The following is a 17,101-nucleotide window of genomic DNA, read 5'->3' as shown; positions in this document are numbered from 1 at the left end:
ACCTATTTTGAATAATTCTCTTGACTGTCAGGGTCTCTCTGACACCTCTATAGGTTCAGCAGTATTTTTAGATGGTACGAGATTATCAAAACGAGTGGATGATATGCTACAGACGATTTTAATTCTTCTCATTGAATGAGAAAAGCTGCGTAATAGTGAGACATTGGCATGATAGATTGGAGGAATAAACCTCATTTAGCATTTACAGATAACCGAGATCTGAACTCATTGCACCAAATTTTTCATCCACCCATTCGATGATTTCATCCCGTGCTTTCCTAAATGATTGCCGTATTTCTTCTGGTGTACCAACGGTGGATGCAGGATCAACAAACCCCCTATGTTTCCTCTCTTTCGCTCCGGGAAAGACAGGACAAACCGCATGAGCCCCTTCACAAACGGTAAATACAATATCAAAACTATTAAAATAAAAGTCCATAATGTCCTTTGATTTATGATTTGATATGTCAATTTCGATCTCCTGCATAACCATTACTGCCTCAGGATGAATGGAAGTAATTTCAGTGCCGGCACTACACGCTTCATATTGGTCACCATATTTAGCACGGAGATATCCTTCTGCCATCTGGGATCGGGCGGAATTATGGGTACAGATGAAGAGGACTTTTAATTTTTCCATGTGATGACTACTACTTCAAACTATTTTGCAATACTCTCATGAATATATAGACTTATCCGGTTTTGCTATAGCTCTAAATAATATTGAGATTTTAAAAAAAGTTTCTGCCAATTTAGTGATTATCCTTAGCCATTGTATGTATTTGTATTATACTTCATATCTCTTATGAAAGAAAAATAATGTGTTATTTCGGGATTATACCCACATACTCTTTTTCTGCAAGTTCGGGGCATAGGCATAGAATGTCTCTCTGATACCTCATCGATTCGAATGGTAGCGACTTTTCATACATGGTATCGGCAAGGATAACCTCCGGATTCAAATCATGAACTAACTTTACCATTATCCGGGTGTTACATAGAAAAAAACAGATCATAATTGCTTAATATGATAACCTCGAATGCTCACAGATGGGAAGAGAGAAGCTGGGTATTTTTGGTAAAATAATTTTCCTGATATGGTTGGTTTTTTGTATACTCCCGTTGGTAAGCACTGCCGTAGAACAGGGGTCAGTGGATCAGGACAATGTTGTATTGTATGGAATATTCTCTACAAGTGGTGATCAGCAGAGCGGAGGCCTCGAAGCAAAGGCAGCGCTTATACAATCAGCAGAAGATCTGAACTCTTTTTATCGTGAAACTGGATCAAATAGAGTTATCACTCTAAACATAACCGAAATCGATTCAAATTCGGAATCCGTATTACCCGCAGTTAAGCAGCTCCATGAAAGCGGTGTAAATATGATTCTCGGACGATTTACAAGTGTTCAACTTGAAGCAATCAAACCGTATGTTGATGCCAATAATGTCCTTATTCTGACATCTGGCAGTACTGCAACATCTCTCTCGATTCCTGGAGACAATATCTTCAGGTTTGTTCCTGATGATTCGAGTCAGGTACAGGCTCTCAATTCCCTCCTTAAGATAGAAAATATCAGTGTTATTGTTCCTTTGGTCCACGATGATCGCTGGATAAATTTTGTAAACTTAACCATTCTTGACAATCCCATGAGTTCAATCGGACCCGATGATGTTGTGCGATATGATCATAACACCCAGGGATATGATGAGATCGTTGCTCGTCTGGACCGGCTTGTAGGTTCAGTTCTTACACATGAGGATAAGGATTCTGTGGGTATCGTAGCATATACCTTCGAAGATATTGTTCCTATTATGGAAGAAGCATCAAGTGAAAATTACTCAAATCTTTCCCAGGTAAGGTGGATTGGGACAAGTGCAAATATGCTCGTCTCTGAGCACTTGAAATCTCCGAAAGCAGCAACCTATGGAGCAGAGCGTAATTATACCGGGTATGTTATTGACCATCGTCCGGTTGAAGTTGATGCATTTGCTGACCGGATCGTCAAGGAACTGGGAGAAGTGAACGGAAATGCATACGCAGTCTATGATCTCGGGATTATCGCTGCTCGGGCGAAATTTCTCCATGGATCTGATGACATCGAAGATTTGAAAAAGGCAGTAACCCAGAAAGCAGCAAGTTATCATGGAACATTAGGAAAAGCAGAGTTAAACGCTGCAGGAGACCGGGTTCAGGCGATATTTGGATTTTGGACTTTGGAGAACAATTCAACAAGAGGTTTTGTCTGGAAGAAAATTGGGACTTCAGATCAATTCATTACCGGGGCAGAGCCGAGGATCACCATGATAGATGATAATGCTACCAAACCATCAGTGAAGTAATTAGAATCAGTTTCTTTTTTTTATCTTTCTGATTACTATTGCCTGTTAATATTTTCTCCATTCGTATCTTTCTCTCCGGTTTCTACGATTTGGTCCATGAAAATCAAATTTCTTACCTCACGAGGACGAACATAGGAACCTCTTATTGGTCACCCACATCATATCAGAATTGCTTAATAGGATAACCTCGTATGCTCACAGATGGGATCGGAGAGTCCGAGTATATCTGGATGGATTATAATTCTTCTGTGTGTGATTATCTGTTTACTTCCGATGGTATGCACTGCCGCACAGGAAGGGCCAGCGGATAAAGATGAGATTGTACTCTATGCAGTTTTCCCTACCCAGGGGGACATGTCAGCATCAGGTCTTGCATCAGAGATTGTTCTTAAGCAGTCCGCTGAAGATATGAATTCGTTTTATCAGGATATCGGATCTGACCGGGTCGTCAAACTAAATATTACTGAAATTTCTTTAGATCCGCAATCAGCCCTCACCGCAGTGAAACAACTCCATGAATGTGGTGTTCATATGATTCTCGGACTATTCTCCAGTGCACAACTTGAAGAGATCAAGCCATATGCAGATGAAAACGGGGTTCTTATTCTTGCATCAGGAAGTTCAGCTACCTCACTCTCGATCCCTGATGACAATATTTTCAGGTTTCATGCAGATGATTCAAGTCAGGTTATTGCACTCAATACCCTTCTGAAGATGGAAAATATCAGCGTTGTCGTCCCTTTGGTCCTTGAGGATCGCTGGATTAATTTCCAGAACTTAACAATCCTCGGCAAACCGATGAATACTACCGGACCAGATGATGTTGTACGGTATGGCCCTCAATCGCAGGGATATGAAGAAATCGTTGCCCGTCTGGATCAACTTACGGGATCAGTACTGACGCATGAGGATAAGGATTCTGTTTGTATTCTTGCATATACCTTCGATGATATCATTCCAATTATGGAAGAGGCATCAAACGAAAAGTATCAGAATCTTTCGCAGGTCAGATGGATAGGGACAAATGCGAATATGTTAAATCCGGATCTCATAAAATCACCGAAAGCAGCCACCTTTGGAGCCGAGAGAAAATATTCCGGGTTTGTAATCTCTCACCGACCGGTTGGCATGGAATCAGTTATTGATACCATTATTCAAAAGGTTGGATATGAACCAAATGGGTATGTATACGCAGTCTATGATATGGGAAAGATAGGATCCGAGATAGAGTTTCTCCATGGTTCTGATTCCATTGAATCTTTGAAAACCGCAATTGTAGGATTTACTGAGAATGATGCGGGAATATTAGGACAGGGAACACTGAATGAGGCTGGAGATCGGATAGTAAGCATCTATGACTTCTGGGGATTGGAGAAGAATACGACCAATGATGTGGCCTGGAAAAAGATCGGAAGTGCATTAAAGTACGGTTCGCAGGATAAGGTTGATGTCGCTCTGGGCAATGCGTCATCTTCATGGAAACCGGCCAACTAATCTCTTTTTGTGAACGGTAATCAGATCTCTTCAAAACGATACGCTAGTGTACGTGGATTCCATTGAATCTGTTCTCCGGCTGAAAAAGAAGACATGTGAAATCCCAGGTTTTTTCCGATTACTTTTTGATATACGTCCCAACCACTTTTTCTGCGACCTGCCTGGCATATGTACTGAACGTCTCGTCTGATACCTCATCGATCCCGAACGGGAGCGACTCTTCATAGAGCGTATCGGCAAGGACAACCTCCGGATTCAGATCAGGAAGCACTCCCTGCATCATCCGGGTTGCACATGAGACAAAGCACCCTTCGATAGCAAGACATTTCTCTGCCCGTCTGACCAGATTTCGCTGGCCGATATTCTTTGTAAATGCACCGCCCAGGCAGATCCTGACCGTTTCATCTTTCGCCATTTCGTGAGCGATCAGGTTTGCTGCCCGCCTGGAAACTTCTCCCCGGGCACAGGCTCCTTCGCAGGAGAGGATGGCGATCTTCGGGGGAGTGGTAATGTTCTTTTCTGAGTACTCTTCACAAAGCCCGCAGGCACCCTCTATCTTTCTTATCTGAATCGTTTCATACTCCATTGGTTTCACCACTATGATATCATCCAGAAAACGGGAAAAGGGATGATCTTCAATTCAGTTTTTTATGAAATGAAAGGAAATGAATACATATGCCATCTCACGGGAACATTCAGGTTCCCTTTCAGGATGTGATAGTATGGTAACCGCCCGGTGTTGTCCTGCTGATTGTGCACTCCGGGAAGACTGGGAGGATGAACTGAACCAGGTGAAATCTGCTCTGGAAGATGAATCCGTTCTCCGAATGGAGCGGATGCTCAAGGTAATCAGCCATCCGCTCAGGCTGAAGATCCTCCTCATGCTGAGTAATCGTGATCAGTGTGTCTGTGAATTTATCTGGATCTTTAAAGAACCATCCACCCTGATCTCCAATCACCTGAAGATCCTCAAAGATGCCGGAATCATCGAGACCTACTACCGGTCAAATCATAAGATTTACCGGTTCAAAGAAGATGCGGACCGGACGATTGTCACGTTCCTCCATCAACAGTGGAAGAAGAATACAAAACAACCATAAGCGGTGTCCCTATGAAACAAAACGTGCTCTTTATCTGTACCCATAATTCTGCCCGGTCCCAGATGGCAGAAGGGTATCTCAACGCAACGTATGGTGATCAATATCAAGGCCTGAGTGCCGGAACCGAGGTAACCCGGGTTCATCCCCTCGCTATCCGGGCGATGGAAGAGATCGGGATCGATATCAGCCATCACCGGTCAAAGGCACTGATCGAGTTCTTTGACCAGGACATTGATCTCGTGGTGACAGTCTGTGATAGTGCAAACGCTGCCTGTCCGATGTTCCCAGGAGCAAAAAAGATGATTCATGTCAGTTTCCCGGATCCATCTGCAGCAACCGGGAGCGAAGAAGACCAGATGAAGCTCTTCAGACAGGTCCGGGATGAGATCATCACCTGGATTGATGCAAACCTCAAAAAATAATCTTTTGTTATCCGGTAAACAGCATCGCGGTGAAGTATAATCCTATTATGATGAATATCACCGCTACAACTCTTCTGAACCAGACCTCGGCAGCCTGAACCTTGCCGAGAAAATTACTACACCGTTTTACCCCGGTTACGAGGAGCACCGAGAAGAGGATCACCGGGAGACCTGTTGCAAACCCAAACGCCAGGGGAACTCCGATAGGATCCTGGGTACTCAGAGCCAAGGGAACGAGCATCCCGAAGAAAAGAACCGCACTGAACGGACAGAAGCTCAGGGCAAAGAGGATACCTAGGAGAAAACTCCCGAGCAGCCCCTGATCTGACAACTTCTGGCTCATCCGTTCCTTGAGCTCCTGTAGCCCGGCATGTTCGAACCCGAAGGAGAGCGGGATGATCTCAAGCATGAGGATACCGCAGACGAGGAGGATCGGACCGAGGAGCAGATCGCCATACTCCTGCAGGAACAAGGCGATTGACTGAACATTCAATCCGCACAGAACAATGAGAGCGGCGATGGCAACATACACAAACATCCTGCCCAGACTGTAGAGCAGCCCGACGAGGATTGTGTACCTGCTGTCCCCGATCTTGCGGGAGACATACGCAATAGCGGTCACATTGGTTGCCATCGGGCAGGGGCTGATCGCCATCATCAGACCGATAAAGAACGCAGCGACGAGAGGAATATCACTGGTTCCCATCGCCTCCATGAAACTCATCAGGTCGGTCACGAGAGATCACCCGCCAGACGCAGATCGATTACCCCTTTCAGGTAATTCATGTACTGAGTCTTGTTCCCGGTCATATACCAGACCTTGTGATTACTCTCCCGGTTGAAAGCAGTCTTGTTATACACTCCGATCATCAGGGAGGAGCCGGTTACTCCATACCGTTCTACCAGATCGGCACTCTTGGGTTCCTGGTAATTGATGTGGTCAAAGACGATCTTCTTGTTTTTTAGTTCGTTTGGGAAGAAGGTATTCACCGTCTCTTCTGCGTAGTCACCAACTGTCGTGCAACTCCGGCACCCGTTTGTCGGGTGGAAATGGTATACCTCTACCTTCTCTACCGGTGACATCACACCCACACCGGCAGTTTTTCCGGCAGGCGACGTACAGCCGGCAGAGAGCATGACACCGATGAAAACTGCGATGATCAACAGCATAAGAGAGAATCTGATTTGATTGTGTTCCATTGTTTTCAAGCCTCCCATAATGCCGGTTATAGCAGAACCTCACGTAAGATCATAATCGCAAAGACCAGCATAATCAGACCAATAATCAGACGAAGAGATCTTCTCTGATCAATCCGCCACTCGTTCACCCGCTCGGGAGGGATACCCCAGTAGATGAGACCGATGATAACCAGAAGCGGAAATACAAAGGCAATGTTATAGATGAACAGATACCACAGCCCTCCGACAAGGTTTGTTTTCAGTGATATCATCGAGATGATCGAGAGATAAATTCCTCCTGTGCAGGGGAGTTCAAACATCCCTACCAGGATTCCGAGAATGAATGCAGCGGGTATCGATGATTTCTCAACGAAGTGGTTGATCGTCTCTTTCCGTGATTCAGGTATTGCAAGACTCAACCCTCTCCCGGGAAGAATCGCATCCTTGATCATGATGATCGCAAATATCAGGGCGATGATCCCGGCTACCAGAGAGAATCCACTCACCAGGCCGGTGGTCTGGACCACCGTGAAGATGCCGACCCCGGAGAGGAAATAAAAGATGAAGACTGCTGCCGTATAAACCAATCCGGTCAGAAGAACCCGTCGCCGGTTATTGAGGGAGAGCAGATAAGTCAGGAGAAAGACCAGAACCGCAAAGGCACAGGGATTGATACCGTCCAGCAGCCCTGCCCCGAGAATGAGCGGAAGACCGATCTCAAATGAACCACCATATGTAACTCCGGAGATACCGGAGAGGAAGGTATCAATGGGACTTTTTTTGTTCTTCTGCACTGCAAGGGCCAGTGGCTCGTAATAGGTGGAGATAGCATCATATCCTTCGAGCACCACCGGCCCAATGAAGATGACCGGATAGGAGATATGCTTCTGATTGTACGCCAGTTTCGCCTCATCAAACAGCTTGCCGTTTGTTGTGTTATTGAAGAGATCGTAACTGGCCGGGTAGATCTCCGGATGAATCTCAGCGAGTCCTTTCAGATACTCAAGGGCTTCATGGCAGATACCACAATGGGTATTATAGAAGAATGCCGTGGAGACTGGTTCATCAGATGCCAGGATATCCTGGATGAGCAGGTCAGCAGGTGTTCCATCCGGAATGGAAGATCCATTCTTTACAAAGACCTCTGCACTGGCAGATGATATGAGCACCGCAAGGCTGCAGATGAGAAGAATGGGTATGAATCGTGATACAGCCGATGACATGTCTCACCAAAATGAAATAGAAGAGAGATTATTCCTCAAAGGATCCGGCAAGTCTCTTGTCGAGGAGATCCTTCAGATAGGTATCGAATTTCCCTTTGTCCCCGACAATATACCATACCTTGACGTTCTCTTCCTTGTGGAACCCGGATACATCGGTCACCCCTATCATCAGTGAAGAGCCTGTTGCTCCGAACTTCTTGACCAGATCGGCATTCTTGGGATCCTGGTAATTGATGTGGTCAAAGACGATCTTCTTGTTTTCAAGTTCAGAAGGATAGGATTTTTTTATCAACTCTTCTGCATAGTTCCCGATGGTAGTACAGGTTATGCATCCGTTTGTCGGGTGAAAGTGATACACTTCAACCTGCTGAACGCCAGGGGTAGTGCTATTTGTTTCTGCAGCAGTGGCTCCGGAGATGAGAAGTCCGAAACAGACGATGCACATGAGCATAGATACGGCAATACCCCTTCCTGCTATTTTTTTTATTGATTGCTGATTCATGAATTCACCTGATTGAAAAAAATACTGATGGGTTTTGATTGCCAGGTTGAGATGATAGGAAATTTCTGGACTGGTGTGACTCCAAGCACGCTCAAATCTGACTGCCCCCTCATTCAATTAATTTTGAACTAATAAAAAGTTGCCGTATAACCAACCCTAATTTTCAGGATTTTTCTTATCGCAGATGTTTAGAATGCGATAATAGGGAACCAAAGGATATCAGGGAAGAAAAAAAGTTGGTTACAGCCAGATCTGAATACACCGCTTTCCGGTCTGGGTTATTGAGTATATCAGATAAATGCCGTCAGATTCTTTGTCTATCAATCCGGCTGTGGTGAGCGTCTTGAGGTGATAGGATAATTTTGAATCTGCGATATCGATCACCTCTTTGATCACACAGACACAGAGTGGCTGAACATTGAGAAGATAGAGTATCTGGAGCCTGATGGGATCTGAAAGTGCAGAAAAAACATTCTTCTTTCGAATAAGTTCTTCATCAGGAGGAAGATATTGCTTAAGACCCTCTACTCCCCCGATCTGACATAAGGTGTCCTCAATCGGTTCAGGTAATCCCATATCCGGTCAATCCTCGTATTGATGTAGATTTTATACACATAGTAACTCCCTATATTGAACGCTCTCAGTATTATTCAATAACAGTTGAAATTGTTGTTGATATCAAATAATCTCTTATTACGATGTTGATCTTCTGGTAAAGAGTTTTTTTATTTTCTTCTATCCACAACACCCGTTTGATGATCCTGTTCGCTCGTCCATCTGATCTGCTGCGATCATCAGTACCCGCCGGATCAGATCTGCGGGAAGTGATTCATAGAGTTCATCCGGAGTCTGGATTGCGCGACATTCAGCAGACTCCTGCTCGACGATACAGGCACAGGACTCACAGCATGTCTGAACCACCCTGGCATTTGTCAGGTACTCTTCCAATGGTTTTCCATTGATCAGCACTTTGTTAGACTCAGGGAGTTGTTCGGACGGGAGCACCGTTTCAGTATATACAATCTGAATCCCTCTCCCAGTCAGTTCAGGTTCCACATCCTTGATCACCGCTGCTACGGTTGTACCGGTTGCAGAGCATCGCACACAGGTATGGGTTACGTCTGCACCGACATGCAGCCATTCAACATACAATTCTTTTGTCATCAATACTCCCTGGGTTTTCTTTCGTTCTCATGATCTTTTGAATAGTTCACTCTTTCGCTGGTGATTCGATCCTCATGAAATTATGGGTCAGGAGAGATTTAATAAACTTCAACGACTACTTCAATTATTGTTGAAATATTTGAAGCCAGTTCAGATCAAACACATTGAGATGAGAATTACATGCCCTTTATGATGCCGTTTTTTGGAATGCCAATAATCTTCTTTGCCGGAGCGGTGATCTTCTGCCTCCTGGTGATGATCGGAGTCATGCTTCTGATGCGCCGGATGATGCAGGGAGGCTGCTGCTCAGGGTGTTGCTGTCAGAATTATTCCCGGGAACAGCGTGAACAGGAAAAGATCGGAGATCAGTGAGGATATCATGAACACAGATGTTCCCTGTTGTCAGGCAGATGCACTCCGGCGAGTCAGGCAGGTTCCTGTGAATGGGATTCCTACCGGTATCACCATGCTCGATGAGATTATTGCCGAGGTCAAAGCGATGAACCTCTCATCTGATCAGCTGGTCAAAGATGCCGTTCTAAAGAAGGTGAAAGTGTACAATTACGTCCCGAAGGCTGCCGAAGACGCGTATCTCAAGGCTATCCTGGCAGAATATCACAAGAGTGGTTCCTCGTAACTAATCCATATCTCTTCAAATAAAAAAATCGGAATTATCATGGTCTTTGAAATTGTTCAAACCGCTGCAGACTGGATCGTCTATACGCTTCTCGGTCTTAGTCCGGAGAGTCAGATAGGGAGTGCTCTGAACTTCTTCCTCTATGATACGGTGAAGATATTCATCCTCCTGCTTGTGATCGTCTTTGTGGTCACCTTTCTCAGGTCGTTCTTCTCGCCTGAGAAGACAAAAGCCTGGCTTGCGGAGCGGAAAGGATCCACCTTTATCGGTCATATCCTGGCTGCACTGCTCGGGATCATCACCCCGTTCTGTTCCTGCTCTGCAGTCCCGCTCTTCATCGGTTTTGTAGAAGCCGGCATTCCGCTCGGGGTTACGTTCACCTACCTGATCGCCGCACCGATGGTGAACGAGGTCGCCCTGGTAATGCTCTATGGCCTCTTTGGCTGGCAGATCGCTCTCACCTACATTGTATCTGGTGAAGTGATCGCGATCGTTGCCGGGCTGGTCATTGGCAGACTGAAACTTGAACGGTTTGTTGAAGAATACGTCTACCAGGTCAAAGTCAAATCCAACCGGATGGCGATGCATACACCGACATACACAGAACGAATCCAGGAATCCTGGATTGAAACGCTTGAGATCATCAAGAAGATCTGGCTCTATGTTGTGATCGGTATCGGAATTGGTGCCCTGATGCATGGCTGGGTTCCTGCCGGAGCACTTGCTGCGTATGCAGGGAAGGATAACCCGTTCGCAGTGATTGTTGCAGTCATCATCGGTATTCCCCTGTACAGCAATGCAGCCGGAGTCATTCCGCTGGTGTCAGAACTGACCCGTGCCGGGGTCGCGATGGGAACCGCTCTCGCTTTCATGATGGCCGTGACCGCTCTCTCCATCCCTGAAATGATTCTGCTCAGAAAAGTTCTCAAACCCCGGCTTCTTGCCATTTTTATCGGAGTGGTTGGTTCGGGAATTATCCTTACCGGGTATCTCTTCAACTGGCTGATGGGATAGAGGAAGAGAAAATTATTGGTCGAAAGATGAATATTTGAGAAGTGACAATTAGTTCAAAATACGGTGAAATGATGAAACTCGAAATTTTAGGCTCCGGATGTACGAAATGCAAACGAATGTATGACAACGTGAATGAGGCAGTGAAGAAGGCAGATCTTCAGGCCGAGGTCATCAAAGTGGAAGATCTGAGTGAGATCGTCAGTCGTGGAATTCTGATGACCCCTTCCCTGTTTAAAGACGGAGAAGAGGTTGTGGCTGGCCGGGTTCCAACCGTGAATGAGATCATCGAGATCCTCAAGGGGGCATAATGGCAGAGCAGGCACCCTGTTCCTGTGGTGGCGGGGACAAATCACGGATCATTTTCCCTTGCTGTGGTCAGGCGAACACCGGACAGATCTCGAACGCCGCTGCGATCCAGCTTGATGAGGAATCGTACGGGGGATATGCCTGCACCGCTCTGCTTGCATCATCTGAAGCCCTTGCAAAACGTGCCAACGAGGTCGATGAGGTTGTTGCGATCGATGGGTGCGGGATGCATTGTGCAAAGAAGATCGCCGAGGCGGCAGGAGTCCCGGTTCACCAGCACCTGGTGATCACCGATCTCGGTGTTGAAAAGAAGAGTGGTGACCGGTCATTCACCCCTGACCAGGTCGAGGTGATTGCCTCAGCTGCCTGGAAAGGTGAAGGAAAACTCCAGGAGTCAGGGAAAGGAAAGAAACCTTCAGACGGATCAAGCGGGTGCGGTTGCGGCGGGAAGTGCTGCTAATCTCATTTTTTTATGCATGATGATGACGGGATAACCCTGATCACCTGCTCCGGGATATCTAATACGGGTAAACTCACCGCGAAGACCGGAGAGCATCTGATGAGGAAGTGTCCGGGTATGATTGAGCATTGTATCTCCTGCCGGGTGGATCCGGACCGGCTCTGTGATGCTCTTTCTCAGGCAGAAAGGATCGTTGTTCTTGATGGATGTTCTGACTGGTGCGGGAGAAAAAAGGTGAAGGAGCATGGGTTTGATCCTGATATTCATCTGATCGCAACCGAGTGCGGTATCGTTAAAAACGGGATGGAAGATCCCCGGTTTGACGAGATTGAGCATCTGACCGCGATTGTCCGGGAACAGCTCCGGTGATGGGGCAACCGGATCTCTTTCGTTCTTCTTTTGATTTGCATGAACGATAAAAAACGATATAACGGAATGGCTCTCCCGCTCCTCATTCTTGCAATCACCACCGTGCTTCTCATTCTGTCGGGCGGTTGTGGGTGCAATAAAAGTTGTATCCTGGGAAACCAGTCATTCCCTGAACCGGGACAATCGGCTCCGGTTTTCGTTTCGTCAGATGCAATCGAGGTGTATCATTTCCATCCTGCCCAGCAGTGTTACTCATGCCAGGTCCTTGGCCAGCTTGCAGAAGAGACCGTGAACTCCTCATTCGCCCGTGAGCTGGCAGATGGGAGACTAATCTTTGCACATATCAACGCAGAACTGCCTGAGAATGCAGAACTGGTATCCCGGTACGGAGTGACTTCGTCGTCACTGATGATCGGGTACACTAATGAGACCGGTTTTCACGCAGAGAATCAGATCGGACTCTGGTATACGCTGGGAGATAAAGAGGGGTTTATGAATGATCTCCGGAGTGCAGTGTATGAACGACTGGGCAGAAACCAGAGATAGTGTACCACTACATCTCCGGTTTCAGGCATATTATCAGGTACACGTGGATGATGGTGAGATGAATGAATAATGACACCAATTTGAAAGACGAGATCCAGACACTCTGTGCCGGATTTAACACACATTTCATCGAGCGTGACGAGGAGATTCTCGGTGCCGTTCTAGCGATTCTCTCTAATGAGAATATCCTCTATCTCGGTCCGCCAGGAACCGCAAAAACATATCTTGCCCAGAGTATCTGCAGATCCATCAGAGGAGCGGACTTTTTCTATTACCTCCTGACCCGGTTCACCACTCCGGAAGAGATCTTCGGGCCATTGTCGATTAAATCCCTTGAGAATGATGAGTTTCGAAGAAAGACTGATGGGTGTCTTCCCGCCTCTCACATTGGATTCCTTGATGAAATATTCAAGGCGAACAGTTCCATCCTCAACAGCCTGCTCACCATCTTAAACGAGCGACGGTTTCACAACGGAACCGAGGTGATTGATACCCCGCTTCTGACGGTGTTCGGGGCATCGAACGAACTTCCTGAAGAAGATGAGAGCCTGGAAGCACTCTACGACCGTTTTCTCTTCCGGTATGATGTCCGGTACATTCAGAATGAAGAGAATGTGAAAACACTGCTCTTCAGGTCTGATCCTACTTTTTCTCCCCTGACAACTCTCACCACAGAAAAGATCGCCTGGATCAGGGAGCAGTCCCGGTCTGTCCAGATTCCCGGGGAGGTGCAGGATATTATCCTCTCCCTGAAACGACATCTGGAAAAGCGGGATTCAGAAGAAGGAGATGGATTCTGGGTATCTGACCGGCGGTGGAAGAAGATCACCGGGGTACTCAGGGTTGCCGCTGCCGCAAACGGGAATGGATCTGTTGACCGGACTATGCTCCTTCTGCTCCAGCACCTGCTCTGGGATCTGCCAGAGCAGAAAGAAGAGATTCGAAACCTGATCATCGATCACCTGGTAACCGGGGGGACAGACACTGAACAGCTGGAGGCAGGAATCCTGCATCTGCAACAGATGCTTACCAAAGGAGATGCGTTTGTTGAAGATGTCAGCCTGCCTGTCCCTGTTTTCGCTCATGATAGCGACGGAAACAATCAGAAGATTGTCTCATATGCTGATCTCGTAGCGGCATCAAAGGATGAAAAATGGTTCTATTTTACTGTTGAACTCTCTTTTTCAACCGGATATCCCTTCGCTCAAGTCATGGATATATTACAGAAGGAGTATCAGTTTTCTCCCAAAAAATCTCCGAATCCCGATAGGAAGGCTGTCTGCGAGGCGGAGTACGTGTATCTCATGGGACAGTTCCAGAGGTATCTCACTATAGTCAGAGAGGGAGCCGTTCTCCTGAAACAGAACCTTGAGGCAAATATCTGGCTGACACGTTCAGACATCGATGAGGTGATCAGTGTCCAGCAGAATCGGCTTGCCCGGGTTCATCTGTTTGAAGAAAAGATGGACACCCTGACCCATGCCATCCGATCCTGACCACTGATGAGAAACACATGAGCCCATCTGTTTACGGTCCCGGTCTCCGGTATCCCCGCTCAGCCACAGGCAGAACTCTTGTCCGGGAACTTACCGCAGTCCCCCGGAGGATTCCCCGTGATGTACGGGAAGATCTTGTATCCATCATGGTTCTGGAGCTCATCGAAGGGGTACATCTGCAGATTCGTGATTCTCAGAAGTTCAGAGAGCGGTATGGGATCTTCTACCCGATTCTGATCCATCTTCGCCATTCTCCATTATGGCACGCAGTACAGGACCTGGCAAGAGACTCACCGGAGACAGCGGCAGGTGTTGCCCGTGTTTTTATCACCACGATCCTCGAACTCATCGATCGTGCTCCGGTTCCCGGCAGGGAGATGTATGCCGATCTTGACGAGGAGATACGGGCGTTTCTCGCATTATGTGAGCTATCATGTCAAGAGGTTCTGGTTCCCGATGATCTGTCCTCCCTTATTGCCGAGTTTTCTTATCTCCTCTCCCGGGTGATATCCGGAGAACTGCAGAGTTCACAATCCATGGAACCATTCTGTGAAGCCTGTCTGGCAGCCATCCAGCATTATAAGGATGCGATAGCCGCAGAGGATGAGAGTCAATCAGTGCCGGATTCTGAACCGATGCAGGATCTGATCGCTGATTTTCGGCAGGTGATAGACGATCTACTAGATGAATCCGGGTCATATCATGATGATTCATCTAGAACAGGGACCAGTTCACCACAGAACGGGCCGGGAGGAAAGGGAGAAGGGAGCGGTCAGGAACCGGATACTGCACGGGTTCTGTCTCTGATCCGGCAGATCAGAGAACTTCTTCTGGAACAGAAGAGGCAGCCTTCCGGAATGCCGGAGATGCAATCAGATTTTTTTCAACCAAAGGATGAAGCATCCCGGTTCCAGTCCATTCTCCAGAAGACCGTCATGGACCCTGCCAGTTCTCTCTTTCAGTCCCTCGATCCTCACCGGAGATCGATCCGGTTTCTTTCAGAGGTCCATCCAGGAACAGACTGGGGACTGGATATCACCTCCCTGAAATCCGCAGAGATTGAGAACCTGGAGTCGTATGCCGCGTATGCAGAGAAGGATCAGGAACTGAAGCAGATTATCAGACGTATCGGGAGAGTGAGTTACGATGCCGGTATCCTCTCCCATGGAATCTCTCCGATGAGCCGGTATGAGATGTACTCCATCACACGGTCCCGTGATATTGCCCGCCTCCTGCCGGTTGAAGCGGTGAAGATTTCACATTCGGTTTTAAAAACCAAGTTCTATGCAGATTTTACCGAAGGAAAACTACTGACCTATGATCTTCGGGGTTCCAGCCTGGCAGGAGGCAGACCGAGAAAGAAGAAACACGGGCCGGTGGTTGCCCTTGTTGATACATCCGGGTCGATGAACGGGTTTCCAGAAACGGTTGCGAAATCGATCATTCTTGCTCTTGCAACCCGGATGATGAGAGAGGAGCGGGACGTGAAGGTGATCCTCTTTTCCGGTCCGGGAGATACCCGGGAGATTGAGTTATCACCAAAGAGAAAGATGGGTGACGAGTTCCTTTCGTTTCTTCAGAAAACATTTGGTGGCGGAACCGATTTCACGACTGCCCTGTATTCAGGGCTTGAATCCCTTCGCCAGCCGGCATTCAGAGGGGCGGACCTGTTGTTTCTGACCGACGGGGTTTCAGAGATATCGAACCGGGCAGTGATCTCTGAGTGGATACGGGTCAAGGAGAAACAGGATGCTCGTGTTTTCTCGTGTATTATCGGCGGGACCGATCCGGGAGGTCTCGCACTGATATCAGATTACACCTATTTCATCCAGGATGATCCGGAGATGAAGATCCGGATTATCCCGTCACCGGATAATCCGAAAGAAAGGACATATTCGCGATGAGAAATACCATCAGGCAAAAAAATTAAAGTTAATTCGTGTGTAAAATTGAAGGGATATATATGACAAAAATTCCAAAGTCTGTTGATACAGAACGTATCAGAAAAACTGCTGAAGCATATTATCGTAATCTTGATTATTATTGTTCTGAAGCCATTGTGAAAACAATTAATGAAGAGTTCGACCTTGGATACCCTGAGGAAGTGATAAAACTGGCATCCGGGTTTCCTATTGGTATGGGTGGGTCCGGTTGTTCATGTGGAGCGGTTGTGGGTGGTATCATGGCACTGGGAATGGTATTCGGGCGGACCGCACCCAAAGATGAACAAGTAAAAAAGTGTATGGCGTTAGCACATGAATTACATGAAAAGTTTCGAACCCGTCATACCGTGCTTTGTTGTAGAATTCTGACGAAGGATATGGAACTGGGTTCTTCTATCCATATGCAACAATGTGTTGAATTTACCGGAGAGGTTGCTGAGGAAACAGCAAAGATCATCATTAGGGAACTGGCTGGTTCCTTCGAATAATCGGCAGATTTACTGCAATATATAACACATCTCGATGTTTTCTCTTTTTTCTCATTTCGCGGAACTGATAGAGGTTCTTGAGTAACCGCAGGCTGTACTTAATTATTGGGTACGAAATCTGGTTGGTAATAGTGAACCGGGTCTTCAGCTACGTAAACAGGCTTTTGTTCTCCTTCAGGGACGCGAGATTGTAGTGGGTAATTATTATCTCCGAATTTTTCGTTTCAAACACACAGAGATACTTGAACCCAGGACTGTTTTTTTATCGGTAGAAATGATTTTCAAATAATTGATATTATCATCTTGATGAATCCCTTACCCTAAATCTGTCTGCGAGAGTGAATATTTTTTTAAAAGTTAGAGGATTTCGCTGATACAAAATAAATTGAAACAGCAAGGTTTATCCATTTTCCCATCT

General features: G+C 46.7%; 23 protein-coding genes. 14 read left to right on the top strand and 9 right to left on the bottom strand.

The genetic code is table 11. The features are described from left to right. Positions 1–202: 202 nt before the first annotated feature. Both ACHZA2_RS00115 and ACHZA2_RS00110 read right to left on the bottom strand, forming a co-directional pair. On the bottom strand, positions 203–640 hold the full coding sequence (locus ACHZA2_RS00115) for an arsenate reductase ArsC (RefSeq protein ID WP_319577998.1): 438 nt from the start codon (positions 638–640) through the stop codon (positions 203–205). A gap of 184 nt (positions 641–824) precedes the next feature. Beyond that, positions 825–983, bottom strand: a complete 159-nt coding sequence (locus ACHZA2_RS00110) for a hypothetical protein (RefSeq protein WP_394698439.1) — start codon at positions 981–983, stop codon at positions 825–827. A 169-nt stretch (positions 984–1,152) separates the two neighbouring features. On the opposite strand from ACHZA2_RS00110, the gene ACHZA2_RS00105 reads away from it, so the two are divergent. Next, on the top strand, positions 1,153–2,340 hold the full coding sequence (locus ACHZA2_RS00105) for an ABC transporter substrate-binding protein (RefSeq protein ID WP_394698438.1): 1,188 nt from the start codon (positions 1,153–1,155) through the stop codon (positions 2,338–2,340). A 273-nt stretch (positions 2,341–2,613) separates the two neighbouring features. After that, on the top strand, positions 2,614–3,834 hold the full coding sequence (locus tag ACHZA2_RS00100; protein WP_319577996.1) for an ABC transporter substrate-binding protein: 1,221 nt from the start codon (positions 2,614–2,616) through the stop codon (positions 3,832–3,834). A gap of 118 nt (positions 3,835–3,952) precedes the next feature. Here the strand turns inward: ACHZA2_RS00100 and ACHZA2_RS00095 are convergent, their stop codons facing one another. After that, the gene (locus ACHZA2_RS00095) at positions 3,953–4,420 is read right to left on the bottom strand and encodes a putative zinc-binding protein (RefSeq protein ID WP_319577995.1); all 468 of its coding nucleotides are present in this window, start codon (positions 4,418–4,420) and stop codon (positions 3,953–3,955) included. A 136-nt stretch (positions 4,421–4,556) separates the two neighbouring features. Here ACHZA2_RS00095 and ACHZA2_RS00090 point away from each other — a divergent pair, with 136 nt between their 5' ends. Then, on the top strand, positions 4,557–4,934 hold the full coding sequence (locus tag ACHZA2_RS00090) for a metalloregulator ArsR/SmtB family transcription factor (RefSeq protein WP_319577994.1): 378 nt from the start codon (positions 4,557–4,559) through the stop codon (positions 4,932–4,934). 11 nt (positions 4,935–4,945) lie between these two features. Then, on the top strand, positions 4,946–5,356 hold the full coding sequence (locus tag ACHZA2_RS00085) for an arsenate reductase ArsC (protein WP_319577993.1): 411 nt from the start codon (positions 4,946–4,948) through the stop codon (positions 5,354–5,356). A gap of 7 nt (positions 5,357–5,363) precedes the next feature. On the opposite strand, the gene ACHZA2_RS00080 is transcribed toward ACHZA2_RS00085, so the two are convergent. The 6 genes from ACHZA2_RS00080 to ACHZA2_RS00055 all read right to left on the bottom strand — a co-directional run bounded on the left by ACHZA2_RS00080 (position 5,364) and on the right by ACHZA2_RS00055 (position 9,424). After that, entirely contained in the window at positions 5,364–6,092 is a 729-nt protein-coding gene (locus ACHZA2_RS00080) for an aromatic aminobenezylarsenical efflux permease ArsG family transporter (RefSeq protein ID WP_319577992.1), read from the bottom strand. Further along, complete coding sequence (locus tag ACHZA2_RS00075; RefSeq protein WP_319577991.1) at positions 6,089–6,556, bottom strand: nitrophenyl compound nitroreductase subunit ArsF family protein; 468 nt, start codon at positions 6,554–6,556, stop codon at positions 6,089–6,091. The genes ACHZA2_RS00080 and ACHZA2_RS00075 overlap by 4 nt, the downstream gene beginning before the upstream one ends. A 26-nt stretch (positions 6,557–6,582) precedes the next feature. Further along, entirely contained in the window at positions 6,583–7,758 is a 1,176-nt protein-coding gene (locus ACHZA2_RS00070; protein WP_319577990.1) for a cytochrome c biogenesis CcdA family protein, read from the bottom strand. Positions 7,759–7,786: 28 nt separating this feature from the next. Beyond that, on the bottom strand, positions 7,787–8,260 hold the full coding sequence (locus tag ACHZA2_RS00065) for a nitrophenyl compound nitroreductase subunit ArsF family protein (RefSeq protein ID WP_319540863.1): 474 nt from the start codon (positions 8,258–8,260) through the stop codon (positions 7,787–7,789). A gap of 240 nt (positions 8,261–8,500) precedes the next feature. Continuing rightward, entirely contained in the window at positions 8,501–8,836 is a 336-nt protein-coding gene (locus ACHZA2_RS00060) for a metalloregulator ArsR/SmtB family transcription factor (protein WP_319540864.1), read from the bottom strand. A 159-nt stretch (positions 8,837–8,995) separates the two neighbouring features. After that, positions 8,996–9,424 (bottom strand): DUF2703 domain-containing protein, encoded by a 429-nt coding sequence (locus ACHZA2_RS00055; RefSeq protein ID WP_319577989.1) that lies wholly within the window; start codon positions 9,422–9,424, stop codon positions 8,996–8,998. A gap of 180 nt (positions 9,425–9,604) precedes the next feature. On the opposite strand from ACHZA2_RS00055, the gene ACHZA2_RS00050 reads away from it, so the two are divergent. The 10 genes from ACHZA2_RS00050 (at position 9,605) to ACHZA2_RS00005 (ending at position 16,683) form a co-directional block, all read left to right on the top strand. After that, positions 9,605–9,796 carry a hypothetical protein gene (locus ACHZA2_RS00050; RefSeq protein ID WP_319577988.1) on the top strand — a complete coding sequence of 64 codons (192 nt, stop codon included), beginning with the start codon at positions 9,605–9,607 and terminating at the stop codon, positions 9,794–9,796. A 7-nt stretch (positions 9,797–9,803) separates the two neighbouring features. Next, positions 9,804–10,061: a hypothetical protein gene (locus tag ACHZA2_RS00045; protein WP_319577987.1), complete on the top strand. Its 258-nt coding sequence runs from the start codon at positions 9,804–9,806 to the stop codon at positions 10,059–10,061. A gap of 39 nt (positions 10,062–10,100) precedes the next feature. Then, entirely contained in the window at positions 10,101–11,075 is a 975-nt protein-coding gene (locus ACHZA2_RS00040) for a permease (protein WP_319540868.1), read from the top strand. Between the two features lie 68 nt (positions 11,076–11,143). Further along, entirely contained in the window at positions 11,144–11,383 is a 240-nt protein-coding gene (locus tag ACHZA2_RS00035; protein ID WP_319577986.1) for a thioredoxin family protein, read from the top strand. Next, positions 11,383–11,841, top strand: coding sequence for a putative zinc-binding protein (locus ACHZA2_RS00030; RefSeq protein ID WP_319577985.1), 459 nt, complete (start codon positions 11,383–11,385; stop codon positions 11,839–11,841). The genes ACHZA2_RS00035 and ACHZA2_RS00030 overlap by 1 nt, the downstream gene beginning before the upstream one ends. A gap of 12 nt (positions 11,842–11,853) precedes the next feature. Further along, on the top strand, positions 11,854–12,210 hold the full coding sequence (locus tag ACHZA2_RS00025; protein WP_319577984.1) for a putative zinc-binding protein: 357 nt from the start codon (positions 11,854–11,856) through the stop codon (positions 12,208–12,210). A gap of 39 nt (positions 12,211–12,249) precedes the next feature. Further along, positions 12,250–12,756 carry a nitrophenyl compound nitroreductase subunit ArsF family protein gene (locus tag ACHZA2_RS00020; RefSeq protein ID WP_319577983.1) on the top strand — a complete coding sequence of 169 codons (507 nt, stop codon included), beginning with the start codon at positions 12,250–12,252 and terminating at the stop codon, positions 12,754–12,756. 62 nt (positions 12,757–12,818) lie between these two features. Then, positions 12,819–14,252: an AAA family ATPase gene (locus tag ACHZA2_RS00015; protein WP_319577982.1), complete on the top strand. Its 1,434-nt coding sequence runs from the start codon at positions 12,819–12,821 to the stop codon at positions 14,250–14,252. A gap of 17 nt (positions 14,253–14,269) precedes the next feature. Then, on the top strand, positions 14,270–16,156 hold the full coding sequence (locus ACHZA2_RS00010) for a VWA domain-containing protein (protein WP_319577981.1): 1,887 nt from the start codon (positions 14,270–14,272) through the stop codon (positions 16,154–16,156). 59 nt (positions 16,157–16,215) lie between these two features. Then, entirely contained in the window at positions 16,216–16,683 is a 468-nt protein-coding gene (locus ACHZA2_RS00005) for a C-GCAxxG-C-C family (seleno)protein (RefSeq protein WP_319577980.1), read from the top strand. Positions 16,684–17,101: the final 418 nt, after the last annotated feature.

Source organism: uncultured Methanospirillum sp. (assembly GCF_963668415.2).
In the GTDB taxonomy this organism is placed as follows: Archaea; Halobacteriota; Methanomicrobia; order Methanomicrobiales; family Methanospirillaceae; genus Methanospirillum.
The sequence above is the reverse complement of the archived record's forward strand: the minus strand, read 5'-3'. Positions and strand labels throughout refer to the sequence as shown.